The organism is Algoriphagus aquaeductus (genome assembly GCF_003253485.1).
Taxonomy (GTDB): domain Bacteria; phylum Bacteroidota; class Bacteroidia; order Cytophagales; family Cyclobacteriaceae; genus Algoriphagus; species Algoriphagus aquaeductus.
Window position 1 is genome coordinate 54,088 of the sequence record NZ_QKTX01000008.1, and the last position, 22,707, is coordinate 76,794.

The 22,707-nt window shown below is 44.4% G+C and carries 22 protein-coding genes, 1 tRNA gene and 1 other RNA gene; 14 read left to right on the plus strand and 10 right to left on the minus strand.

Going from position 1 to position 22,707, the window contains the following annotated elements; translation table 11 throughout:
- Nucleotides 1–148 precede the first annotated feature (148 nt).
- A complete protein-coding gene (locus CLV31_RS11980; RefSeq protein ID WP_111393282.1) occupies nucleotides 149–1,438 on the minus strand; it encodes an aminopeptidase P family protein in 1,290 nt (429 codons plus the stop codon).
- A 111-nt stretch (nucleotides 1,439–1,549) separates the two neighbouring features.
- On the opposite strand from CLV31_RS11980, the gene CLV31_RS11985 reads away from it, so the two are divergent.
- From CLV31_RS11985 to CLV31_RS12000, 4 genes are all read left to right on the plus strand, one after another.
- Nucleotides 1,550–2,779 (plus strand): M16 family metallopeptidase, encoded by a 1,230-nt coding sequence (locus tag CLV31_RS11985; RefSeq protein WP_111393134.1) that lies wholly within the window; start codon nucleotides 1,550–1,552, stop codon nucleotides 2,777–2,779.
- Between the two features lies 1 nt (nucleotide 2,780).
- Nucleotides 2,781–3,425 (plus strand): O-methyltransferase, encoded by a 645-nt coding sequence (locus tag CLV31_RS11990; protein WP_111393135.1) that lies wholly within the window; start codon nucleotides 2,781–2,783, stop codon nucleotides 3,423–3,425.
- A gap of 61 nt (nucleotides 3,426–3,486) precedes the next feature.
- The gene (locus tag CLV31_RS11995; protein WP_111393136.1) at nucleotides 3,487–5,079 is read left to right on the plus strand and encodes a lytic transglycosylase domain-containing protein; all 1,593 of its coding nucleotides are present in this window, start codon (nucleotides 3,487–3,489) and stop codon (nucleotides 5,077–5,079) included.
- 21 nt (nucleotides 5,080–5,100) lie between these two features.
- Nucleotides 5,101–6,093, plus strand: a complete 993-nt coding sequence (locus CLV31_RS12000) for a DUF3078 domain-containing protein (RefSeq protein WP_111393137.1) — start codon at nucleotides 5,101–5,103, stop codon at nucleotides 6,091–6,093.
- Here CLV31_RS12000 and CLV31_RS12005 read toward each other — a convergent pair.
- Nucleotides 6,090–6,650, minus strand: a complete 561-nt coding sequence (locus CLV31_RS12005) for a hypothetical protein (RefSeq protein ID WP_111393138.1) — start codon at nucleotides 6,648–6,650, stop codon at nucleotides 6,090–6,092. The two genes, CLV31_RS12000 and CLV31_RS12005, sit on opposite strands and share 4 nt — an antisense overlap.
- Nucleotides 6,651–6,679: 29 nt before the next feature.
- The gene (locus CLV31_RS12010) at nucleotides 6,680–7,825 is read right to left on the minus strand and encodes a DNA polymerase III subunit gamma/tau (protein WP_111393139.1); all 1,146 of its coding nucleotides are present in this window, start codon (nucleotides 7,823–7,825) and stop codon (nucleotides 6,680–6,682) included.
- A 307-nt stretch (nucleotides 7,826–8,132) separates the two neighbouring features.
- Here CLV31_RS12010 and ssrA point away from each other — a divergent pair.
- Together ssrA and CLV31_RS12020 are read left to right on the plus strand one after the other, a co-directional pair.
- Nucleotides 8,133–8,534, plus strand: a transfer-messenger RNA (tmRNA) gene (gene ssrA / locus CLV31_RS12015).
- 136 nt (nucleotides 8,535–8,670) lie between these two features.
- Entirely contained in the window at nucleotides 8,671–9,024 is a 354-nt protein-coding gene (locus CLV31_RS12020) for a hypothetical protein (RefSeq protein ID WP_111393140.1), read from the plus strand.
- Nucleotides 9,025–9,041: 17 nt separating this feature from the next.
- Here CLV31_RS12020 and CLV31_RS12025 read toward each other — a convergent pair whose 3' ends face one another.
- On the minus strand, nucleotides 9,042–9,737 hold the full coding sequence (locus CLV31_RS12025; RefSeq protein WP_111393141.1) for an ABC transporter ATP-binding protein: 696 nt from the start codon (nucleotides 9,735–9,737) through the stop codon (nucleotides 9,042–9,044).
- Nucleotides 9,734–11,221, minus strand: a complete 1,488-nt coding sequence (locus CLV31_RS12030; RefSeq protein WP_111393142.1) for a DUF5687 family protein — start codon at nucleotides 11,219–11,221, stop codon at nucleotides 9,734–9,736. Before CLV31_RS12030 ends, CLV31_RS12025 begins: the two co-directional genes overlap by 4 nt.
- Before the next feature lie 93 nt (nucleotides 11,222–11,314).
- Here CLV31_RS12030 and CLV31_RS12035 point away from each other — a divergent pair, with 93 nt between their 5' ends.
- Nucleotides 11,315–12,037 carry a nitroreductase family protein gene (locus tag CLV31_RS12035; protein WP_111393143.1) on the plus strand — a complete coding sequence of 241 codons (723 nt, stop codon included), beginning with the start codon at nucleotides 11,315–11,317 and terminating at the stop codon, nucleotides 12,035–12,037.
- A gap of 20 nt (nucleotides 12,038–12,057) precedes the next feature.
- Here the strand turns inward: CLV31_RS12035 and CLV31_RS12040 are convergent, their stop codons facing one another.
- The gene (locus CLV31_RS12040; RefSeq protein ID WP_111393283.1) at nucleotides 12,058–12,456 is read right to left on the minus strand and encodes a VOC family protein; all 399 of its coding nucleotides are present in this window, start codon (nucleotides 12,454–12,456) and stop codon (nucleotides 12,058–12,060) included.
- A gap of 97 nt (nucleotides 12,457–12,553) precedes the next feature.
- The gene (locus tag CLV31_RS12045; protein WP_111393144.1) at nucleotides 12,554–14,206 is read right to left on the minus strand and encodes a S41 family peptidase; all 1,653 of its coding nucleotides are present in this window, start codon (nucleotides 14,204–14,206) and stop codon (nucleotides 12,554–12,556) included.
- Nucleotides 14,207–14,365: 159 nt separating this feature from the next.
- On the opposite strand from CLV31_RS12045, the gene CLV31_RS12050 reads away from it, so the two are divergent.
- From CLV31_RS12050 to CLV31_RS12070, 5 genes are all read left to right on the plus strand, one after another.
- A complete protein-coding gene (locus CLV31_RS12050; protein ID WP_111393145.1) occupies nucleotides 14,366–15,124 on the plus strand; it encodes a hemerythrin HHE cation-binding protein in 759 nt (252 codons plus the stop codon).
- On the plus strand, nucleotides 15,124–15,537 hold the full coding sequence (gene ruvX, locus CLV31_RS12055) for a Holliday junction resolvase RuvX (RefSeq protein WP_111393146.1): 414 nt from the start codon (nucleotides 15,124–15,126) through the stop codon (nucleotides 15,535–15,537). The genes CLV31_RS12050 and ruvX overlap by 1 nt, the downstream gene beginning before the upstream one ends.
- A complete protein-coding gene (gene def, locus CLV31_RS12060; protein WP_111393147.1) occupies nucleotides 15,534–16,088 on the plus strand; it encodes a peptide deformylase in 555 nt (184 codons plus the stop codon). Before ruvX ends, def begins: the two co-directional genes overlap by 4 nt.
- A complete protein-coding gene (locus tag CLV31_RS12065) occupies nucleotides 16,088–16,885 on the plus strand; it encodes an amidohydrolase (protein ID WP_111393148.1) in 798 nt (265 codons plus the stop codon). Before def ends, CLV31_RS12065 begins: the two co-directional genes overlap by 1 nt.
- A gap of 177 nt (nucleotides 16,886–17,062) precedes the next feature.
- A complete protein-coding gene (locus CLV31_RS12070) occupies nucleotides 17,063–19,291 on the plus strand; it encodes an NADP-dependent isocitrate dehydrogenase (protein WP_394335959.1) in 2,229 nt (742 codons plus the stop codon).
- An 86-nt stretch (nucleotides 19,292–19,377) separates the two neighbouring features.
- On the opposite strand, the gene CLV31_RS12075 is transcribed toward CLV31_RS12070, so the two are convergent.
- Nucleotides 19,378–20,250, minus strand: coding sequence for a S1 family peptidase (locus CLV31_RS12075; protein WP_111393150.1), 873 nt, complete (start codon nucleotides 20,248–20,250; stop codon nucleotides 19,378–19,380).
- A 255-nt stretch (nucleotides 20,251–20,505) separates the two neighbouring features.
- Here CLV31_RS12075 and gap point away from each other — a divergent pair, with 255 nt between their 5' ends.
- Nucleotides 20,506–21,510: a type I glyceraldehyde-3-phosphate dehydrogenase gene (gene gap / locus CLV31_RS12080; RefSeq protein WP_111393151.1), complete on the plus strand. Its 1,005-nt coding sequence runs from the start codon at nucleotides 20,506–20,508 to the stop codon at nucleotides 21,508–21,510.
- Nucleotides 21,511–21,607: 97 nt separating this feature from the next.
- The gene (locus tag CLV31_RS12085) at nucleotides 21,608–22,231 is read left to right on the plus strand and encodes an LON peptidase substrate-binding domain-containing protein (protein WP_111393152.1); all 624 of its coding nucleotides are present in this window, start codon (nucleotides 21,608–21,610) and stop codon (nucleotides 22,229–22,231) included.
- 36 nt (nucleotides 22,232–22,267) lie between these two features.
- On the opposite strand, the gene CLV31_RS12090 is transcribed toward CLV31_RS12085, so the two are convergent.
- Nucleotides 22,268–22,450, minus strand: coding sequence for a GIY-YIG nuclease family protein (locus tag CLV31_RS12090; RefSeq protein WP_181452622.1), 183 nt, complete (start codon nucleotides 22,448–22,450; stop codon nucleotides 22,268–22,270).
- 59 nt (nucleotides 22,451–22,509) lie between these two features.
- A tRNA-Lys gene (locus CLV31_RS12095) sits at nucleotides 22,510–22,577 on the minus strand.
- Between the last annotated feature and the right edge of the window lie 130 nt (nucleotides 22,578–22,707).

Genomic DNA, 22,707 nt, shown 5'->3' on the forward strand with positions numbered 1-22,707 from the left:
TCCCGATCCCTTAATAATAAAAAACCCTCTCGGAGCGATCTGAGAGGGTTTTTCGTTTTTATAGGTCAGGTACTTTTCCAAAGTTCCAAACTTTGGAAAAGTTATCCCACTTGCCCCAAGACCTGTTCACCACAGACCTTTTTTCCATTTAGGAATTCATCAAACTCTCAATCTCCTCGGCCTCGATCGGAATATTCCTCATCAGATCGAAGTAGCCGTTTTCCCGAATTACAATATTGTTTTCCAAACGAACACCAAACCCTTCTGCAGGGATATAAATGCCCGGCTCAACGGTAAAAACCATTCCCGTGGTAATCGGATAGTGCATGGTACCCACATCATGCACATCCAATCCCAAATGGTGAGAGGTGCCGTGCATGAAGTACTTTTTATAAGCAGGCCAATTCGGATCCTGATTTTTGATATCGGTTTGATCGATCAATCCGAGACCTACAAGCTCCGATTGCATAATCAACCCCACTTCTTTGTGGTAATCCTGAATGTTCACTCCAGGTCTTAGGATAGCAGCCGCTTCCCGATGCACTCTCAAAACAGCATCATAAACCGCGCGCTGTCTAGTCGTGAATTTTCCATTTACCGGAATGGTCCGGGTCATGTCTGCATTGTAATTGCCGTATTCTGCTCCCACGTCAAGCAGAAGTAATTCCCCGTCCTTACAGGCTTTGTTATTTTCAATGTAGTGAAGCACACAAGCTGATGAACCGGAGGCAATGATGGGTTCGTAGGCGAAACCTTTACTTCGATTGCGAATAAATTCATGAATAAACTCCGCTTCGATTTCGTACTCAGTCACTCCGGGTTTCACGAAAGAAAGGATTCTTCGGAAGCCCTTCTCGGTAATGTCGCAGGCAATTTGCAGCTGATCGATTTCTTCCTGTTCTTTCACCCCGCGCAACTCATGCATGATCGGAGCTACGCGCTCGAGATGATGAAGCGGATACCGTTCCTTGCAGCTTTTGATAAAACGGGCATCGCGAGTTTCGACTACCACACCAGCTCTTAAGTGCTCATTAGTATTCAGGTAGATCTTTTCTGAGAGATTGGCCACCCAGTTGAAAATATTCTCGAAAGCCGAAAGCCACTGGATATTTTCAATCCCTGAAGCTGCCTTTGCTTCTTCTTTGGTGTATTTGTGGCCTTCCCACACGGCGATATGCTCGTTGGTCTCTCTCATGAAAAGTACTTCTCTCCAGGCTAGATTGGGACAATCCGGCGCGATCAGCAAAATGGTCTCCTCCTGATCAATCCCGCTGAGATAAAACAAATCATTGTTTTGGCGAAACTTCATCGTCCCGTCTGCATTCGTCGGCAGGATGTCATTGGCATTAAAAATCGCCACAGAATTCTTAGCCAGCTTTGAGGCAAGCTTTGCTCGGTTACGGATGTATAGTTCTTTGGGTAAGGGAGAATATTTCATAGCTAGATAATTACCAGAGCAAGTTAATAAATCATGCCAATCCAGTGAATCAAATTCCGAGATAGTGGGTTTCAACTTAAATTTGTACTTTCCAAAAAGGAACAGCGCAGTATGCATTTGAATATAAAAGAGCTACCCAACGGAATCCGAATTGTACATCAGGAAGTAACCTATACCCGCCTCGTACACTGCGGATTTATTCTGAATATCGGTAGCCGGGATGAGGACAAGGAGCAGGAAGGATTGGCCCATTTTTGGGAGCACATGGCTTTCAAAGGAACCCATAAGCGAAAAACATTTCACATCATCAACAGACTGGAATCCCTGGGTGGAGAACTCAATGCGTATACCACCAAAGAAAAAGTCTGCTTTTACGCTTCGGTGCTACGAGATCACTACCCCAAAGCAGCCGAACTCCTGTATGACATTACCTTCAATTCCACTTTCCCTGAAAAGCAAATTGAGAAAGAACGTCAGGTCATCTTGGAAGAAATGGCCATGTATCGGGATTCTCCGGATGATTCCATTCAGGACGATTTGGATGCTTTGGTTTTTGAGCATCATGCATTGGGAAGAAATATTTTAGGCACAGAGGAAACGGTGGGTAGATTCCAGCAGGAGGATTTCTTTGATTTTATCTCTACTCGATTGGACACTTCCCAACTCGTGTTTTCGGTGGTGGGTAATATTTCCTTTGAAAAAGCCTTAAAAATCATCGAAGGTCCACTCAGAGAAATCCCAAACAAAAGGACGCTGTATGTCAGAAGTGGTTTTCATGACTACCAACCCAAATTCAAAACGGTCCAGCGGGATGTTACCCAATCCCTTTGTGCCATCGGTAGGCCTGCTTATTCACTCCACGATCCCAATCGTTTCAAACTATACCTACTGAATAATATTTTAGGCGGCCCCAGCATGAACAGCCGACTGAATCTTTCCCTGCGGGAAAATTACGGCTATGTGTACAGCATCGAGTCAAGCTATCAACCGTTTTCGGATACGGGGTTTTTTGGGATCTATTTTGGCACAGAAGAAAAGACCCTGAAAAAATCTCAGGCCATCGTGCAGCGAGAGATGGAAAAACTCAGAAGCAAAAAATTGGGCAGCAATCAGCTGCATTCTGCCAAAGAGCAAGCCATTGGACAGATGGCTATGGCAGAAGAAAACTATGCTGCCTTGATGTTGGTCTATGGTAAAAGCCTCATCGATCACAACAAAATCGACTCCTTGGACCGTATTTTCGAGCAAATCCGAGCCACCACCTCAGAGCAGCTTTTGGAAATTGCGCAAGACATCTTTCATCCCGATCAGCTGAGTTACCTGATTTACACCCCTAATTGAAATGGAATTTATCGACCCGGCTTTATTGGCCTATTGCGAAGCGCATACCAGTCCCGAAGATGCTCTTCTCAAAAAAATCACGCGCGAGACCCAAGCCAAAGTCCTGATGCCAAGAATGATTTCCGGGCACCTGCAGGGAAAAATGCTGGAGCTTTTCACAAAAATGATGAATGCCGAATCGATTTTGGAAATCGGAACCTACACGGGATACTCGGGAATCTGCCTGGCCAGAGGACTGAAACACGGAGGTAAACTGACTACCCTGGACATCAACGATGAACTGGAAGCCATGGTCAGGGGATTTTTCGAAGAAAGCGGACTGGCTAATCAAATCGATTACCGGTTGGGGAATGCAAGAGACATCATCCCAACTTTGGATGGGCCGTTTGACCTGGTGTTTATCGACGCGGATAAGTTTTACTATGGGGATTATTTTGAATTAGTCATCGACAAAGTTAGACCGGGAGGAATCATCCTGGCCGACAATGTGCTTTGGTCGGGCAAAATCCTTGTCGAGGAAGGTCAAAAAATTGACAAAGACACCCAGAAAATTTTGGACTTCAACAAACTGGTTCATCAGGATCCAAGAGTGGAAAATATCCTGCTTCCCATCAGAGATGGAGTTTTAATGGCCAGAAAACTCTGATTTAAGAAAAAGGGAATCATTTTTGCTTTTCGTGGCCAGAGCAAAACGAAAGCAATTTTCGATGAAATCCCGACTGATTACCCTTCTGTTTATTCCCCTTTTTGTCTTTGCCCAACAGTGGGTTCAAGCCCAAATCCCACAAGTCCCCAGCCAGATAGAATTTGCGGACCTGATCGTACGGATCACTCCACAGGCACAGCGTGAAATTCAGCTCGATGTCGATGCGCTTTATCGAAATCCAACTTACTTCAAAATCAAGCAGGATCGGGTAAATCTGTTTATGCCGATTGTGGAAAGAGAACTTCGCAAGCAAGGCGTACCGGATGACCTGAAGTATCTTGTAATTCAGGAAAGCGGATTGATTTCCGATGCGGTATCTACTTCCAATGCGGTAGGTTTTTGGCAATTCAAGCAGGGAACCGCGGAAGAGGTAGGATTAAGAGTCGACAACCAAGTAGACGAACGAAAAAGCATCATCTCCTCCACCCGTGGAGCAGCTCTTTACCTCAAAAAACACAATAATGCACTGGATAATTGGATGACTGCTTTGGTCTCTTACCAAATGGGCCTGGGAGGGGCCAAGGCCTATTTTGGCAACCAATTCGCAGGAAAGAAAAGCATAGAAGTGGATCGAAATACCCATTGGTATTTCAAGAAGTATTTGGCCCATAAAATTGCCTATCAAAATCAAATTGGAGTCTTTGCCTCCTCTACTCAACGTCTAGCTGAGGTTCAGGTACAAGGTCCGGTGACTATGGCCGCCTTGGCCAAGCGATACGGAGTAAGTGAAGACCATCTGAAAGAATACAACAAATGGGCTGCAAACGGAAAAATCCCTTCCGGGACTTTCACCTTATTTTATATCAAAGAGGGATCCCTTCCGGTAGAACCGGCAATCTTCAAAACAGAAGAAAAGCCAACCCAAAACAAAGCATCCCAAAGCGTCACGGCCAAGTCTTCTCCAGCCTATAAACAGGCCAATTCATTTCCGAGGATTTCCGGCAATACCACCAAGTCAAGCCAACCCAATCAGATTACGGTCAATGACCTGGAAGGAGTTCAAGCTCCCAAAACCATGTCGCCCAGCAAATTTGCAGATGAAATCGGCATGAAAGAAAAAAAATTCCGAAAGCTGAACGATCTTCCGGCAGACGAGCGAGTGGAAATCGGAAATTACTATTACACTGAAAAAAAGAAAACCAGTGCCGAAGTAGAAACCCATGTCGTGCAACCCGGTGAATCTCTCTGGAGTATTTCCCAAAAATACGGAATTAGGCTCGCTGCACTCAAATCAAAAAACAGAATAAGAAGAGATTCGGAATTGAAGGCTGGAATGGTGTTGAATCTTAGGGAAACCAGAAAAAGAGGGGAAGAGATTCCGGTAGTTCCGGTTGTCAACACCCCAACTCCTCCTCGAACTGTGGTGGCCCAATCTGATCCGATTCAACAGGAAACGCCTCAAGTGCAGCCCACTAATCAGCCAAGCTTAAAAAATCAATCCGAAAAAATATACCATACCGTAAGCCAGGGAGAAACCCTGTTTGCGATCTCCAGAAAGTACGGAATCACCGTGGACGAATTGAAGCAGTGGAATAACATCGGCAGTCAAAACATCATTACCATTGGCCAAAAGTTGGTTATTTTAAGACCCTAATCCGAAAACATCCCACATTCCATGCTTCGGTCCATTTTCCTATTCGGATTTTTTCTATCGCTCTCTGTTCAATACTCCTTTGGACAGGATCGACTCATTATTCCTGACACGGTTTTGATCAATGGAGACACGCTATTGATGTTGGGTGATTCGATCATCGTGGAGGAACCCAAAAAAGAGATTTTCTGGAAAACGGGAGGAAATTACAATCTCAACATTCAACAAGTCACCCTCAGCAATTGGGCAGCTGGAGGTACAGGATCTTTTGCGCTTAATTCAGGAACAACCCTTTTTGCGAATTACAAAAAGGACTCTAAGGTTTGGGACACCCAACTGACAATCAATCTGGGATTTAACAGACAAAGTGAACGGGATTTTAAAACCCGGAAAACCAACGATAACTTCATCTTTGTGAGTAACTACGGCCGTCAATTGTCGGAAAAACTTTATCTCACGACACAACTCGACGCCAGGACCCAACTGCTTCCCGGCTACCGATTCTCCAAACCTGCAGGAGCCGAATCTGAAATTCGAACCAAAATTTCAGATCTGCTAAGCCCCGGTTACCTACAATCCTCTACCGGTCTCAATTACCGGAGAACTTACCCTGACAAAAGCAGATTATCGGTCATTCTTTCTCCATTTACCGGACGGTTTACCATGGTAATGGATGACTCCCTGAGCAGAGTTGGTGCGTTCGGGGTCACTCCGGGTGAAAATGTACGTGCAGAGGCAGGTATGTCTTTGGCGCTGGGTGTAGTTGACTTTATCCTGATGGAAAATGTGACTTGGAAATCAGACCTCAACCTTTTTTCCAATTATGAGCGATTTGGAAATATGGTAGTCAACTTCAACTCCTTGATCCGAATGAAGGTCAACAAATACATTTCCACGCGGATTGAAACAGTAATTATTTACGATGAAGAAGTATTTATCCGGCAGGATGATGGCACTACCAAACAAGCCGTGCAGCTTCAGAACCTGATCAATTTTGGGATTTCTCTCGACTTTTAGAAATCCACATCCAGATCAAACTTTCGTTGAAACTCGGCCAGGGCGGGATGCTTATCCCTCAAAAATCTCAGCTTATCGGTATTGGTATAAAGCTTTGGCCTACTATCTTCAATTTCCTCTTTGTGCTCCACTGATATCGAGAGCTGGTTAGCTCCTGTCAGCTTTCTGATCAACCCCAACAGTTCGGGTCGCATCTTATTGGCGATCTCTTCCTGTACAGAACCCATAACCTGCAAATTCACCTCCCCATTGAGCACTTGGATGGGTTGATCTAATATGGCCAGTTCGAAATTTTTGTTTGCCTGTCTATAGAAGTCTTTCACCGAATGGATGACCAGGTCCAGCATCTCTTGCGTCAAAGTTACGGACTCTTGAATAATGGTAGGCGCAGCTACTTCTGGCCTTTTCTCCACCACTACCTGATCAGGAGCATTATTCTTTTCCTCTACCAGTTTTTTGGTATGGAAAAGACTGGTAGGAATGGAAATCGTGGATTTGAGCGGAGTTTTATTCCCTTCACCTACTTTGCTGAGATCTGGAGGTGAAGAAGGAGGCAATGGGGCTGTTGCAGTTGAAACCGATTCACTCAGTCTTTTTTTTTTGTATCTACACTAGCCAAGGCCGCCAAACGAAATGCCTGGGGCAGTTTGGCCATTTTCATCAAGGCAAGCTCCACATGTAGTCGTTGATTTTTACTAGTCTTATAGTGGATATCACACTGATTGGCCAGATTGAGCGCAGAAAGCAAAAAAGAAACAGAAGCTTGCCCTGTCTGCTGTAGGTAGCGATCTCTCGCAGAATCAGACACTTGCAAAAGAGCTACGGTAGCTTCGTCCTTGACCACCAAAAGGTCTCTGAAATGCTCGCTCAGCCCGACGATAAAATTGTGCCCGTCAAATCCTTTCTTCAGAATCTCATCAAAAATCAAAAGGGTAGCTGAAATATCCTCTGCCAACAGGGCATCCACGACTTTAAAATAGTAGTCGTAATCAAGGATATTCAAATTGGAAATAGTCTCCAAATAAGTCACCTTTTTCCCTGCCGAATAGGTCACGATCAAGTCAAAAATCGACAAAGCATCACGAAGTGCGCCGTCTGCCTTGGTGGCAATCAGTCGAAGTGCTTCCTCCTCATAATCGACCTTTTCCTTTTCTGCAATGTATTTCAGATGCTCTGAAATATGTTTGATCTGAATCCGGTTGAAGTCAAAAATCTGACAACGGGAAAGGATCGTGGGGATGATTTTGTGTTTTTCCGTAGTAGCCAAAATAAAGATGGCATACTTAGGCGGCTCCTCGAGGGTCTTCAAAAAGGCATTGAAGGCCGCCGTCGAGAGCATGTGAACTTCGTCGATGATGTAGACTTTATATTGCCCTTTTTGAGGAGCGTATCGGACTTGATCGACGAGATTTCGGATATCATCTACCGAGTTGTTGGACGCGGCATCGAGCTCATAGACATTGAAGGAAGCATTGTTTTGGAAAGAAACGCAGGACTCGCATTTTCCGCAGGCTTCGAAGTCCTTGGTGATGCTTTCACAGTTGATCGTCTTGGCCAAAATACGCGCACAGGTCGTCTTTCCCACACCACGGGGACCGCAAAAAAGGAATGCCTGAGCGAGGTGGTTATTTTTGATCGCATTCTGAAGCGTAGTGGTGATATGCTGCTGCCCCACCACACTTTTAAAATCTGCCGGTCTGTACTTCCTTGCCGAAACGACGAAATTTTCCATTGCTGCAAGATATAAAAAAGTGGATATTCGGGAAGGGTGAAAATGAGTCTTTGGGAAAGATTTTGGTTAAGAGATTGATTACTAAAGTCGGAAAGTTAGGAGGCAGGAAAGCAAGGAAGTCGGGAAGCAGGGAGGATTGATGGTGAACAGGATTTAAGTGAGCAAAGTGAACCCTTGGTAGAAAAGCCTTCACCTGGGTCTGCCAGTCGTAAACCTGTACTGAGCGAAGTCGAAGTATCGTAAACCGTAAATCGCAATTTCCCGTATTGGAACCAAAATTCGATTACTTTTGTCTTCCTAACGAAATGGGGCTGACCGGTTTTGACAGTAGGTGTAATCATCGGGCTCGCATGCAGGCTGGAGTATGTACGGCCTTAAACGATTCATACGAATGATAAATGGCGAAACTTCTTACGCCATGGCTGCCTAATCTTTCCTAACTAGGACAGATCGCTTAAAGGGTTGAGTTGCGAGAGTGATTCCCCGGCCACATCTCCCCACCCTCCGTCTGATCGGGGTGGATCCGAGGTGTCGACTTGATCGGACTGCTGCTTGTGATGCGATTAAGCAAGCTTAAGACCAATCGATAAGCCCCGCTCAGGTGTGTCACCCAGCATAGCGTGGTCGAAAAACCAACAGGTGACTAAGCATGTAGACGGTACGGTGCTTCCTTATCTGGACGCGAGTTCGAATCTCGCCAGCTCCACAAAAATCCCTTCAGATCAAACTGAACGGGATTTTTTCTTTTCCTGGCAAATCCATTTTGTTTAACCTAAAGCTTGAAGACTCTTACCTGTTTTTTCGTTTTGGCTAAAATGGTATCTTGACCTGCGTTTCCCATTTGTATGAAAAAGCTTTCTCTGCTATTTTTAATTCTCCTCTCCTGCAATATTATCCCTCCCGAACCTTCGGATTTTACGCTCGAAGAAGTCACTGTGGTAGGTGGTCCTATTTTGAGTGTACAAGACAGTGTGGGCTTGTTGATTGTCCTTAACGGACTACCTCCTACCAACGAATGGAAAATGAGTTGGGAAATAGATGGACACGAACTCTTCACAGAGGATGTCAGTGGCAAATCCGGGAAATATTCCAGCCTCAAGAAATACAGAAAAGGTCAACCCGGTAATTTTGTATTCAGAGGGTGCATCTCATCCAAAAACATGAAGGTTTGTCAGGAGGAGCCTTTTACCATCAGATAATGTAAATAATCTCCTGATCAACCCGTAAAATAAGCCTCCAACTTACTCATCATTTCTGACTTTTCTCTTAAATCCCGGATTACCTTTCCCTTTTCCAACAGCACGATCCGATCACAGATTTCGGTCACGTGATTGAGGTCATGGCTGGATATCAAAAAGGTAATTTTGGACTGCTCCTTTTCTCTCAGGATCAGTTTTTTCAATCTGATTTGAGAGCTTGGATCGAGGTTTTCAAAAGGTTCATCCAGCATGACCACTTCGGGATTTCCCATTAAAGCAGCCGCGATTCCCACTTTTTTAAGGTTTCCTTTAGAAAGATCTCGGATATATTTCTTTTTACCCAAAACCTCGTCATTGAAAAGTTCAGTAAATTTCTCCAGATGACTTTTCAGATCAGCCTCAGAAAGCCCATAGATTTTTCTTAGGGTCTCAAAATACTCATCCGCGGTGAGATAGGCCAAGAGCATGTGTTCATCCAAATAAGCTCCCACAAGAGACTTCCAACTTTCATCTTTTTTCACATCCACCCCATTGATTGTTACCTGTCCGGAGGTAGCCCTCACCAAATCAAGAATGATTCGGAAAAGGGTAGTTTTTCCGGCGCCATTGTTTCCGACCAGGCCGAAGCATTCCCCCTTGGAAATTTCCAATTCGGGGATATCCAATACAATGGCTTCTTTATATTGTTTTTTGAGTTGGGAAAGTTGGATCATAGCTCTTGACGGAATGAAGATGAGATTTCGTATCGATTAGAAAGTACTTTTTGAATATTCAATTGGGAAAGTGGTTTGAATGCCAACAAACCAATCATTCCACTGATACCCAAAGCGATGAGGCCGGCATAATCCCCAATCAGTAATGAAAATGGCAGATATACCAGGTAAGGCCCTGCCATCAACGGAATGATAATTAAAAACTGGGCAGCCCCCACCCCTTCGTAGTTAAACATCGCGCCTTTGTTCAGATCCATGGGCTTGGGTTTCCAAAGGGCCAAATAAATTATGACATGGACCATGATACCTATATTAAATAGGAATGTGGCTAAATGGACCATCAGGATTTCGAAACCAAAATATGCATAGGGAACAGAGGCCAGAAAACACACCAGGGAAATACTCAAAAACAACAGATACTTTCCTTTCACAAGCGACTCGACACCAGCCTTTTTACTCAGAAAAAAGTCAAAATTACCTGAATTCCAGCTTAGAAACTGCTGACCATATTGAATCATAAATATCCCAGTGATAAATACCCCTACAAAAATGAATATGGGATGAATTCCTTCCACTCGTTGGTATTGAGGATTGGTGTAAAAAATCAGACCATACAGGAGGAAGAATGCAGATAACATGAGGTAGGTCCTGCTTTTCTTGTGGCGAACGATCAGCTTCCACTCCAGATTGGCCAATTCTCCTGCCACCCCGAAGCGGGAAAAGAATCCAAAACTCTGATTGACGAATCGTACATCTTCCTCATCACTCAGATCTTCGAGATAGGCATTTTGAACGTAATATCTAAATGCCAAAATAAACGCCACTACGCAAAGAAGAAAAAACACCACTAATGGAATCAAACTTGTCAGGGCCATTGCAAACATAGGAGCAATTAATTCCCCGATGTTATACCACCCCATAAATGTCGCTCCTCCACCCAGGATAAGCGTAGCAAAGACCACCAATAAACCGATGATGCTATCCTCAAAGCGCTGCTTGAACCATAACATAAACCAATGCAAGGTCCAACTGAAAAACAGCAACGTGCCAAACCAGGATATAAAACCCAATGTACCGTATTGCTCCTGAATGTCTTGAATGCCGAATGGCAAAAAAAGTAACAGGGCAATCAGATTCAGAGGAGAAATAAAGGATCGAAGCATCAATATCTGAATGATCCGTTTCTTTCCGATAGGTAAGTGAAGTAGACTTTCCAACTCCACAACAGGAAGCTTCTGGATAAAGTAGCGATACATAAACTCTACCAAAAAAAAGTAAATCAGCCCTGAATTCAAGAAATCAAGAGCATCTCTTCCTTCTGCAATCAATTCGATTATTCTTCCTAAAAAGAGTCCTGCAAAAAAAACGTAACTCAATAACAGAAGCGCGATAAAAATCATGAACCCGGTGGCTAAGGCACTTTTGGCGAAACTGGTGGACCGAAAACTTTTTAGCGCTTGCAGTCTAAGTAGGGTAAAAAACATATGTTTGATGCGGATTAGTATTTAATGCAAAGTAGGCCTAAACTTGAAAATTTTAGACCGATCCAACCACCAAAAAAGGGTTAAAAGAAGAAAATGGTACAGGAATTAAGATTTTTCGAGGCAGTAGAGCAAAGAAGATCAGTAAGGATCTTTGATCAAAAAGAGCCTTTTGACGGACAGGTAATCCAAAAATGCCTGGAAGCAGCCCTACTTTCTCCCAATAGCTCCAATCTGCAGTTGTATCAATTTATCCGTGTTCCCGAATCTTCTCCATTGAAGGATCGTATTGCCAAACTTTGCATGGGGCAAAAAGCGGCAACTACAGCAAGAGAACTGGTCGTGGTCGTGACTCGTAGAGACCTTTGGAAAAAACATGCCAAGGCAAACTATGACCATATTGCCACCACCTATGCAAACCGACCGGACAGAAAGTTGAAACAAGCCTTGGGGTACTATGGGAAATTAATCCCCAAACTCTACGGCAAATTCTTGGGATGGTCAATCCTTAAAAAACTCATTGCTTTCACTGTCGGACTCCGTAGACCAATGGTACGGGAAGTAGGAGAAACTGAAGTGAGGATATCTGTTCACAAAAGTGCCGCATTGGCTTCCATGACATTTATGCTCGGGATGAAAGCTTCCGGATATGACACCTGTCCTATGGAAGGATTCGATTCCAAGCGGGTAAAGAAAATTTTGGATTTAAATTCATCATCCGAAATATGCATGATCATCGGTTGCGGCAAAGGCCTTCCTGAGGGGATTTATGGAGAAAGATTCCGGGTGGCAAAAGAAGATCTTATTCTTGCCAAATAACCTGAAGCTCTTTTTTCAAGTCAACAATCATCATTGACTTCCAGCCAATACCCATCAGGATCCTGAAAAAATATCTGACGGATTCCATCAGGCCTAACATTGATTACTCCTTTCTCTCCCGCCCAATTTTCAAAAGAACAGCCCTGATTTTGGAGATTTTGAATAAATGAATCAAAATCACTCACACTGAAGCACAGATGGTTTGTTTTGGATTTTTCCATGGGCGGACTCAATTCCAACTCCTCAATCAAATGGAGGGTACTTTTTTCTCCCATATCAAACCATGTATGCAATCCATCCCTGAATGGTTCCTCAGTTTGATGAAGACCCATCACCCGACTATAAAATTCCACTGATCTCGATAGGGAAGACACATGAACCGCTAAATGATTGATTTGAATTTTAGAGATAAAAACCATGGATTTTGAAAATTGCTGAGATATAGGGGTTGGCTTGACCGAAAAAGAAAAAGCCAACCGCAAAGGATTGGCTCTTAATTACTAGGCCGATGAAAGATTATTCTCCTCCGGCCGGTTTCAAATTGCTCGCAAGTGCTATTTTATCAGCCTCATCGAATAGGTTCAATGCTTGCTGGTAAACTTCGTTGATATCATTTATGACTTTGTAGAATGCATTATCGTCATAAATCTGACGTCCCAAATGAGCTTTCACCAGAATTCTCAGATACTCCTTTGATTTGGCAAAGTCTTTACTGTCAAACTCCACCTTGTTTTTCTTGCCATATTCCACCAATTCCATCAGCATGGCATCACTGACTTTAAAGTTGGTGTAGTAATCCTCCAAGGTAGTGGCGGTGAAGGTGCTTTTATTTTTGTTGACAAAATCCAAAATAAATTCTCGGGAGGAATCCGTATTGAACAGTTTAGCCACGTAGGCACTGTTCATGGTAGTGTCCAAAGGCACAAAATAATCCGGCATGATACCTCCTCCTCCATAGACAGTTCTTCCTTTCTTTGTTTCATATTTCAGGCTATCATTGAATTTGATGCTATCGGCAGAGAAGAACTCCCCGTGTTCGTACCGGTTGACCCAATCTCTTTCATAGGCCTCATAGTTTGTACCGTAAGGCTTTTGAATAGATCGGCCTGAAGGGGTAAAGTATCGGGCAATGGTGAGGCGCAACTCAGCTCCGTCGGAAAGATCAATGGGCATTTGCACTAAGCCCTTTCCAAACGATCTTCTGCCTACGATTAGACCTCGGTCATTGTCCTGGATAGCACCGGCCAAGATCTCGGATGCGGAAGCAGAACCTTCATTGATCAGCACAATCACTGACCCTTCTTCAAACATACCGGGTTTAAAGGCAAACGCCTTTTGACTATACTGGCTCACTTTTCCTTCTTGGGAAACAATCAAATCCCGATCTCCCAAAAGCTCATCGGCCATATTGATCGCTGCGCCCATATAACCACCCGGATTTCCCTGGAGGTCGATGATCAATTTTTTCATTCCCTTGGTTTGGAGATCCCCAACTGCTTTTTTGAACTCTTCATAGGTCGTAGCTGCAAATCGGGTCACTTTGATGTATCCGATTTCTTTATTGACCATGTAGGAAGCATTGATACTGTACTGAGGGATTTTGTCCCGGGTGATTTCATAACTGAGAAGTTCTGCCGTGTTTTTACGTTTGATATCTACTACTACTTTGGATCCGCGGGGACCTCTCAAGTAATCAAACACGTCACGGTTTGTCACGCCTATACCTGCAACATTTTTCCCGTCTACCTTGATAATCTGGTCTCCGGATTGAATTCCCAAAGCTTCGGAAGGGCCACCAGTAAGAGGCGCTACCACATAGATCGTGTCGCGGATAATACCAAATTCGACACCTATCCCATCAAATTCTCCTTCTAGTTGAGATTGTGCCAAGGAAGCATCCCGTGCGGGAATATAGCTGGAGTGGGGATCCAGTTTCTCCAACATTTTATTGATTCCATATTCCACGAGATCATTGGTATTGACACTGTCTACATAGTCTCTGTTGATATAGGTCATAATTTCCTGGAGCTTATACAGAGCAGCTCTCAGATCATTTTGACTTCCTTTAGGTTCTGCAAATGTCGCCCCAATCCAAATTCCGGCAGAGATGGAGAGTGCCAATAGGATCGGCAATCGGATTTGTGCTTTAGTATTTTTGGTCTCGCTCACGTTTACTTGTATTTTCTTCTCGAATTAACTCAAACTACCGTAAAAAGATTGATCGTTAAAATTGATTTTAGATAAAATTAACGATTGTTTATACGGCTGGGAAAGATAAAGGTCAGATTTATTCCCCTTTTTTCATTCAAAAAAAATTATTTTTGTCCAATGCAGTGGAAGCAAGATTTTGAGAAGACCTCAGTGGGAGAATTAGTTTCTGAAAACTATGTTTTTGCTGCTGTGCTTCACTATTTCGGGATCAGCTTTTACCAATATCCCACTGATTCGTTGGAGAAGGTTTGCCATAAGCACAAAGTCAACCCTAGGCAACTTGTCGAGCATCTGGAAAATTGGGCCCAACAAAAGGACCCCTCTCTAGAAGATCTCTATCTGAATCCAATCGAGTTGCTCGTCGCTTACCTCAAAAAGAAGCATTATTACTTTGTAAGGCAAGAACTTCCATTTTTGTCCAATCTAATCTCAGGTATTCCAGGTCAACAGGGATATGAGGCATTGATGGCCGATCTGAAAATCATGTTTCCTTTGTTTGTGGAGGATTTTATCCATCATATCCATGAAGAAGAAAGTCGACTCTTCAAAAGAATAGAGCTTCTCCAAGATATCGAACAAGGTGAATTTAGAGTTCAGGACGCTTTGGTCATTCTGGAAAAAGATCCTGTACAGCGATTGGCTGACCATCATGAAATCCATGATGATGAAATGGAAGGAATCCGTTTGCTCACCAAGGACTATTTTCTGGAAAAAGATGCTCCTCTACCCATGAAAGTGCTCTATCACGAACTCCAAAATTTTGAAAGAGAACTATCCATTCATGCCAAAATTGAAGATGAATTGCTTTTTCCAAAAGCAGTGGAGCTCGAAAAAGAGGCACTTCGAAAGATTAGAAAACAAATCCAAACCAACTGATGCCGCGCGTACTAGCCATTGACTTGGGAACCAAACGCACAGGACTGGCTGTTACCGATCCGTTAAAAATCACGGCAAATCCGCTGGAAACCATTGAGACCGGTAAACTCCTTGATTATCTGAAGGCCTACTTCGCCAAGGAAGAAGTGGAAGCCTTGGTGCTGGGTCATCCCACCCGACTCAATGGACAAGACAACGAAATGACCCCCAAGGTCATGCAATTGAAAGAAAAATTAGAAAAGACCTTCCCCGATAAAAAAATAGTATTGATTGATGAGCGGTTTACTTCAAAAATGGCCATGCAAACCATGATTGCCATGGGAAGTAAAAAGAAAGACCGAAAAGAAAAGTCCGGAAATCTGGACAAAGTCTCCGCAGCCATCATCTTACAATCCTACCTAGAAAGACAATGATCTACCCAATAGTCGCATACGGCAATCCCATTTTGAAGAAAGAGGCAGAAGATATTGCTGAAGGCACAGATATATCCCAACTGATCAAAGACATGTATGCCACGATGGACCATGCCAATGGCGTGGGACTGGCTGCTCCACAAATCAATCAGGGAGTCCGCCTGTTTGTAATCGACAGCTCCCTCATGCTGGATGAAAATGATGAAGAAAAAGGTATCCGTCGGGCATTCATCAATCCCATCATATTGGATGAATACGGAGATAATTTCGGCTTCGAAGAAGGGTGCCTTAGCATACCTGATGTGCGGGCCGAAATCATCCGCCCGGAAAAACTCACCATCGAGTATTACGACGAAAACTGGAACCTGAAAGAAGAGGAATTCTCCGGCATGACGGCTCGTGTCATCCAGCATGAATACGACCACTTGGAGGGAATCCTGTTTGTGGATTACCTCAAAGGTCTCAAAAAGCGGCTGATTCAGTCCAAACTGATCGACATCAGCAAAGGCAAAGTATCCGCAGATTACCGCATGATTTATCCTTTAAAATGATGGAAAAGAGCCCGGAACTCCGCATTGCATTGGTCCAAACCGACCTACATTGGCAGGATAAAACTGCCAATCTTGGGATGCTGGAGGAAAAAATCTGGGATCTCAAAGGCAAATGTGATCTGATCATTTTGCCTGAAATGTTTCCGACTGGCTTTTCCATGGAGGCCGCAAAGCTGGCCGAACCGATGAATCTTCACATCCACAAATGGATGAGGCAACTCGCAGCACAAACTGGAGCGGTGATCACCGGAAGCGCTATTATCACCGAAGGCGGCAGATTTTTCAACCGGCTGCTTTGGGTTGCGCCGGACGGATACACGGAGCACTACGATAAGCGCCACCTATTCCGGATGGCTAATGAGCAGGAGACGTATTCCATGGGTAAAAAACTTCCTATTTTTTCTTGGAAAGGTTGGAATATTTGCCCTCAAGTCTGCTATGATCTCCGATTTCCGGTCTGGTCTCGAAATGGCTGGGAAGACGGAATAGCTGGTTACGATGTCCTATTTTATGTTGCTTCGTGGCCGGCCATTAGAATTTCTGCGTGGGATGCGCTTTTGCCTGCCCGGGCTATTGAGAATTTATCCTATTCCATAGGAGTCAACCGAGTCGGTGAAGATGGCAACTACATTCCTTACAATGGTCACTCCGCAGCCTACGATTTCAAAGGGGAAAAAATGCTTGATTTGGGAGAACAGGAGTCTATCGACATGGTCACCTTATCTGCCAAAAACCTGGAAGACTTCCGTGCCAAATTCCCCGCTTGGCGTGATGCGGATTCCTTTCAAATTCTCTAAAAACCGCATTTCAATATCGGTTTGGATTCTGTGAGCGGACTTTGAAACCGTCCTATTTTTCGTATTTTTAGGCCGAAAAATTTCGACCCTGTTTTACTTTTCCACTGCTGGCAGCACTTTTAAGCCACCTTTTCAAAAGGAAAACAGGATAATTCACCTAAGCATCCTATTCAAATCATGAGTAAATCTCCCAAAATCCTCTACACGCTGACTGATGAGGCACCTGCATTGGCGACCTATTCTCTTTTACCCATTGTCCAGGCTTTTACCAGCTCTGCGGGCGTCCAAGTAGAAACCCGTGACATTTCCCTTTCCGGAAGAATCATTGCCAACTTCCCTGAATTTTTGAAGCCTGAGCAGCAAATCAACGATGACCTGGCCGAGCTCGGCCAAATCGCTACTACTCCAGAAGCCAACATCGTCAAGCTTCCCAATATTTCCGCTTCCGTACCTCAGCTCAAAGCTGCGATCAAAGAACTTCAGGCCAAAGGTTACGCTCTTCCTGATTATCCTGAAGAGCCAAAAACAGAAGAAGAAAAGTCGATCAAAGCGAAATACGACAAAATCAAAGGTTCTGCTGTGAACCCCGTACTCCGTGAAGGCAACTCCGACCGAAGAGCTCCTTTGGCCGTGAAAAACTACGCCAAAAAGCATCCTCACTCCATGGGCAAATGGTCTGCGGACTCCAAGTCCCACGTGGACAGCATGACCGGAGGCGACTTCTACGAAAGTGAAAAATCCATGACCATGCCTGCTGCAACGACTGTTTCGGTTGAATTGGTCGGAAAAGATGGCAAAAAAGAAGTTCTCAAATCCGGCTTGAAACTTCAGGCAGGGGAAGTGATTGATGCGTCGTCTTTGAGCATTTCACAGCTCAAGGCATTCTTGAAAAAGGCGAAAGCTGATGCCAAAGCTCAGGGAGTACTCTTCTCCCTACACATGAAAGCTACCATGATGAAGGTCTCTGACCCGATCATCTTTGGTCATGCGGTAAAAGTGTTTTTCGAACCGGTTTTTGCAAAGCATGCCGCAACCCTTGAATCCATCGGAGTGGACGTGAACAACGGCTTCGGGGACCTTTTGGCCAATTTGGAAAAACTTCCTGCAGACAAGAAGGCTGAAATTCTGGCTGATATCGATGCCTGCTATGTTGATAGCCCGGACTTGGCGATGGTTAATTCTGACAAAGGAATCACCAACCTCCATGTGCCAAGTGACGTGATTATCGATGCTTCAATGCCAGCGATGATCCGGACTTCCGGTCAGATGTGGAACAAGTCTGGGAAGCCGCAAGATACCAAAGCGGTTATCCCTGACCGAAGTTACGCTGGGGTGTATCAAGCCGTGATTGACTTTTGCAAGAAAAACGGAGCATTCAACCCATCCACGATGGGTTCTGTGCCAAACGTAGGTTTGATGGCTCAAAAGGCAGAGGAATACGGTTCGCATGACAAGACGTTCGAGATTCCTTTTGCAGGCACAGTCAATGTAGTAGATACAGATGGAACAGTGCTGATTTCACATGAAGTGGAGGCAGGAGATATCTGGAGAATGTGTCAGACCAAAGACGCTCCGATTCAGGATTGGGTGAAGTTGGCAGTGACCCGTGCCCGTCTTTCCAATACTCCTGCCGTATTCTGGTTGGACAAAAACAGAGCGCACGATGCCGAATTGATTAAAAAAGTAGAGAAATACCTTCCGGATCACGATACCACAGGTTTGGAAATCCACGTGATGTCTCCTGTTGAGGCTACTCTTTTCTCCTGCGAGAGGATCAAAGAAGGAAAAGACACCATTTCGGTGACCGGAAATGTGCTGAGAGATTACCTTACAGACTTGTTCCCTATTCTTGAAGTAGGTACTTCTGCCAAAATGCTTTCTATCGTTCCTTTAATGAATGGAGGAGGACTGTTTGAAACCGGTGCGGGTGGTTCAGCCCCTAAGCATGTGGAGCAATTCACGGAAGAAGGCCACTTGCGTTGGGATTCCTTGGGTGAGTTTTTAGCCTTGGCTGTTTCTTTGGAGCATTTGGGGCAGACCTTTGACAATCCTACTGCGATTCTCTTGGGAGAAACCTTGGATAAAGCTACCGGAAGATGGCTGGAGGAAGACAAATCTCCGGCAAGAGTGGTTGGCAAATTGGACAATCGAGGTGGGCATTTCTACTTGGCGATGTATTGGGCGCAGGAAATGGCCAAGCAAACCAAGGATGCTGCTTTGGCAGCCAAATTTGCTCCGATTGCTAAAGCAATGGCAGAAAATGAAGGCAAAATCGTGGGCGAATACAACGGTTCACAAGGCAAGCCAGTGGATATCGGAGGCTATTTTAGACCGGATGAATCAAAAACTTCTGTTGCGATGAGGCCAAGCCAAATCTTTAACGAGATTCTTGCTCAATTGGCATAAACAGCAAAAGCCGGGTGTTGAAGCCCGGCTTTTTTTATTCCAACTTTTCCAAAGTTCCAAACTTTGGAAAAGCTTAGCGTAAAGATCTAGGCGAGTTGAAACTTCACTCCATGCTGGTTCATAAATTCTTTCATCACTGACACATGCACACACTCCCCTAGATGGATAAACGCATAGTCATTCACTTTTTTCAGTTTCCCATGGGCCACGATTTCCTTGTCCTCGATATCAAATCCTAAATGCAGATGCTTGGTCCGGCTTTGCATGCCTACTATGATCCCCTCGGTGTCAAACATCGGCCCACCACTTTGACCTCTCAGACCGGGAGTACTCATCTCGATCCCGTAAATCTTTCCTTTTTGATCCCCTAAAAATCGGGTAACCATTCCTTCCAAAGGGAATCGGGGAGATCGGGCCTGTCCACCATGGATCCATTCCAATTGATTTTTCTCCAAGTTGAGCTGAAAGTTGCTGAATTCAGGAAAAGGAAAACCCAATCGGCAGAGCATCTGACCCGGCTGCACAGCTTGATCTTCTTTCAGAAACTTGGGAAAGTTGGTGACTCCCAATTTTTCAAAACCTTCGATTTTAACTAGAGCAAGATCGTATTCTGGATGATGAAGGAATCGGATGTTAGAGATTTTGTCCACGCAATCCACAAAGGTGATCCGCATTTCTGCGGTCTTATTTTCATCCAAACCCAACTTTTTGGCCACTGTTTTGGCCAGTTGAGCAGAAAGGCCATGACTTTCCGAAAGGAATTGGTGAAACTTCTTGTTGATGGCATCGGCTTGAGCAATCCATTGGGCGACATGCTTGCAGGTGAGTGCCCAGCCTTCTTCATTGACAAAAAACAGGGTAGCCGCGCCCCGTTCAGCTTTTTGGCTTCCAAAATTCCGGGATATGGAATGAATCGCACGGGTGAATCCGGCTACTTCTTGAATGGCTTTGACAAACATGGCCTTGAGGAAAGTGAATTTTGAAAATAGGTAAAAGCGCCAACTTAAATCTGCCTTTTTCCCAAAAGAAAAATTTTCAAACTCGAAATCGTTTGAATTTCAATTCCATGGGTATTGGACTTGGGAAGGCCTGTAGAAGTTTGGGGAGACCATTTATTTGTAATAACTTAGCCTGCCCTTCGGGAAATTTTGGCCAAAAGAGGCCTCCTGAACCAGGTTGTGAAATCAAACCTATACTCAAAATAATAACAACTTATGAGCAAGATTAAAGTAGGAATCAACGGATTCGGAAGAATCGGTCGCTTGGCTTTCCGAGTGGCTGTAGAAAGACCAGACATCCAAGTAGTAGGGATCAATGACTTGATCGACGTGGACTACATGGCCTATATGCTAAAGTATGACTCAACGCACGGACAGTTCAAAGGAACTGTAGAGGTGAAAGACGGGAACTTGGTCGTGAATGGCAACAGCATTCGAGTAACCGCCGAGAAAAACCCTGCAAATCTGAAGTGGGGAGAAATCGGTGCCGACTACATCATTGAGTCCACCGGAATTTTCTTGACCAAAGAGTCCGCACAGGCACACATCGACGCGGGAGCTAAGAAAGTGATCATGTCCGCACCTTCCAAAGACGACACTCCAATGTTTGTAATGGGTGTAAATGAGCACACTTACACTCCGGACATGGTTTTTGTATCCAACGCTTCTTGTACGACCAACTGTCTGGCTCCAATCGCCAAAGTATTGAATGACAACTGGGGTATTGAGGAAGGTTTGATGACCACTGTTCACGCAACTACTGCGACTCAAAAAACAGTAGACGGACCTTCTGCCAAAGACTGGAGAGGTGGACGAGGTGCCGGACAAAACATCATCCCATCTTCAACCGGCGCTGCAAAGGCTGTAGGAAAAGTAATTCCTGAATTGAATGGTAAATTGACCGGCATGGCCTTCAGAGTACCAACTCCTGATGTTTCTGTGGTTGACTTGACCGTGAGATTGAAGAAGCCAGCAAAATATGCTGAGATCTGCGCCAAAATGAAAGAGGTTTCTGAAACCACCATGAAAGGTGTGCTTGGCTACACCGAGGATGCGGTCGTTTCCAATGACTTCATCGGTGACGCAAGAACTTCCATATTCGACGCAGAAGCCGGAATTCAGCTTTCTGACACCTTTGTGAAAGTGGTTTCTTGGTATGACAACGAGTGGGGATATTCCAACAAGGTAGTGGACCTTTTGGCCTATATTGCCAGTAAATAATTGAAAAGCCCCGGAGAGATTCGGGGCTTTTATTTTCAGTTTTAAAAATCCCAAAATCAACCAAATCCATACCGCTAGGTTTAGCTTTCACAAGCGAATGATATATCTCCCGTTTTTCCCATTGAAGCTGGTGGCCTTCCCTGGAGAGGACCTAAACCTTCACATATTTGAACCCAGGTACCGCCAACTTCTTGCCGATGCCGAACAAGAGGGATTAACTTTTGGAATCTGTACCTACATCAATCAACTCACCGGATACGGCACAGAAGTACGACTGGAAAAAATCTATAAGCGCTATGAAGACGGAAGATTAGACATCAAAACCCGTTGTCTTTCTGCTTTTCAAATCCAAACATTTGATAACCCGATTTCCGGAAAACTGTATGCAGGAGGACAAATCGAATACCTGAAGAATGACCCAAGAATCAGCGCTGCACTACATCATGAGTTTAATTTTTATCTAAAGGAAGTACTTTTTCTCCTTGACTTTAAAACCGAATTTGATCCCAAAACAGTTAACTCTTTTTCCTTCGCCCATAAGGTAGGTTTAAAACTGGAAGAAGAACTCGAACTTCTTAAAATGGAATCAGAGGAAGAGCGATCTGTTTTCTTAATCAAACACTTCAAGAGGATGATTCCTGTGATGAAAGCAATCGAACAGGCTAAAGAAAAAATAAAGCAAAACGGTCATTTCAAACACTTAGACCCTTTGAACTTTTGAGACTTCCTCGACTCAAGCCTAAAAAGCAGACCATTGCTAGTCTGCTCCAGTGATCCCACTGGGGTACTCGTCCTTGAAAACTAGCCCCCAAGGCACTCCGGTGGAAGTAAATTTGGAGTGACCAAGATTATGTTCGTAAAGCCGGCGATCCAAATCCGTACAGGCACCTACATAGTACTTGTCGATTTTTTTCGAATACAAAATATAGACCCATGCCATAGCGTAAAAGTTGAATTGCATAAAAATAAAAAAAGCAGACCGTTTTTAGTCTGCTTTAGTGATCCCGCTGGGATTCGAACCCAGGACCCTCCCGATTAAAATCGGGATGCTCTACCAGCTGAGCTCCGTCCGCCATTTTCGGATAAGATCTTGAATATACGCTCTTGACTTCATCTTTTTTATCTTCAGCTCTCGTTGTTTCGCTGAAACCAGATCCACCCATTCTTCCTTGTACACCAACTCCCAAGGCACTCCGG

Bases quoted from the DNA above. Each gene is read 5' to 3' on its own strand.
- CLV31_RS11980 (WP_111393282.1), bottom strand. From the start codon at position 1,438: ATGAAATATTCTCCCTTACCCAAAGAACTATACATCCGTAACCGAGCA.
- CLV31_RS11985 (WP_111393134.1), top strand. From the start codon at position 1,550: ATGCATTTGAATATAAAAGAGCTACCCAACGGAATCCGAATTGTACAT.
- CLV31_RS11990 (WP_111393135.1), top strand. From the start codon at position 2,781: ATGGAATTTATCGACCCGGCTTTATTGGCCTATTGCGAAGCGCATACC.
- CLV31_RS11995 (WP_111393136.1), top strand. From the start codon at position 3,487: ATGAAATCCCGACTGATTACCCTTCTGTTTATTCCCCTTTTTGTCTTT.
- CLV31_RS12000 (WP_111393137.1), top strand. From the start codon at position 5,101: ATGCTTCGGTCCATTTTCCTATTCGGATTTTTTCTATCGCTCTCTGTT.
- CLV31_RS12010 (WP_111393139.1), bottom strand. From the start codon at position 7,825: ATGGAAAATTTCGTCGTTTCGGCAAGGAAGTACAGACCGGCAGATTTT.
- CLV31_RS12020 (WP_111393140.1), top strand. From the start codon at position 8,671: ATGAAAAAGCTTTCTCTGCTATTTTTAATTCTCCTCTCCTGCAATATT.
- CLV31_RS12025 (WP_111393141.1), bottom strand. From the start codon at position 9,737: ATGATCCAACTTTCCCAACTCAAAAAACAATATAAAGAAGCCATTGTA.
- CLV31_RS12030 (WP_111393142.1), bottom strand. From the start codon at position 11,221: ATGTTTTTTACCCTACTTAGACTGCAAGCGCTAAAAAGTTTTCGGTCC.
- CLV31_RS12035 (WP_111393143.1), top strand. From the start codon at position 11,315: ATGGTACAGGAATTAAGATTTTTCGAGGCAGTAGAGCAAAGAAGATCA.
- CLV31_RS12040 (WP_111393283.1), bottom strand. From the start codon at position 12,456: ATGGTTTTTATCTCTAAAATTCAAATCAATCATTTAGCGGTTCATGTG.
- CLV31_RS12050 (WP_111393145.1), top strand. From the start codon at position 14,366: ATGCAGTGGAAGCAAGATTTTGAGAAGACCTCAGTGGGAGAATTAGTT.
- ruvX (WP_111393146.1), top strand. From the start codon at position 15,124: ATGCCGCGCGTACTAGCCATTGACTTGGGAACCAAACGCACAGGACTG.
- def (WP_111393147.1), top strand. From the start codon at position 15,534: ATGATCTACCCAATAGTCGCATACGGCAATCCCATTTTGAAGAAAGAG.
- CLV31_RS12065 (WP_111393148.1), top strand. From the start codon at position 16,088: ATGGAAAAGAGCCCGGAACTCCGCATTGCATTGGTCCAAACCGACCTA.
- CLV31_RS12070 (WP_394335959.1), top strand. From the start codon at position 17,063: ATGAGTAAATCTCCCAAAATCCTCTACACGCTGACTGATGAGGCACCT.
- CLV31_RS12075 (WP_111393150.1), bottom strand. From the start codon at position 20,250: ATGTTTGTCAAAGCCATTCAAGAAGTAGCCGGATTCACCCGTGCGATT.
- gap (WP_111393151.1), top strand. From the start codon at position 20,506: ATGAGCAAGATTAAAGTAGGAATCAACGGATTCGGAAGAATCGGTCGC.
- CLV31_RS12085 (WP_111393152.1), top strand. From the start codon at position 21,608: ATGATATATCTCCCGTTTTTCCCATTGAAGCTGGTGGCCTTCCCTGGA.
- CLV31_RS12090 (WP_181452622.1), bottom strand. From the start codon at position 22,450: ATGGCATGGGTCTATATTTTGTATTCGAAAAAAATCGACAAGTACTAT.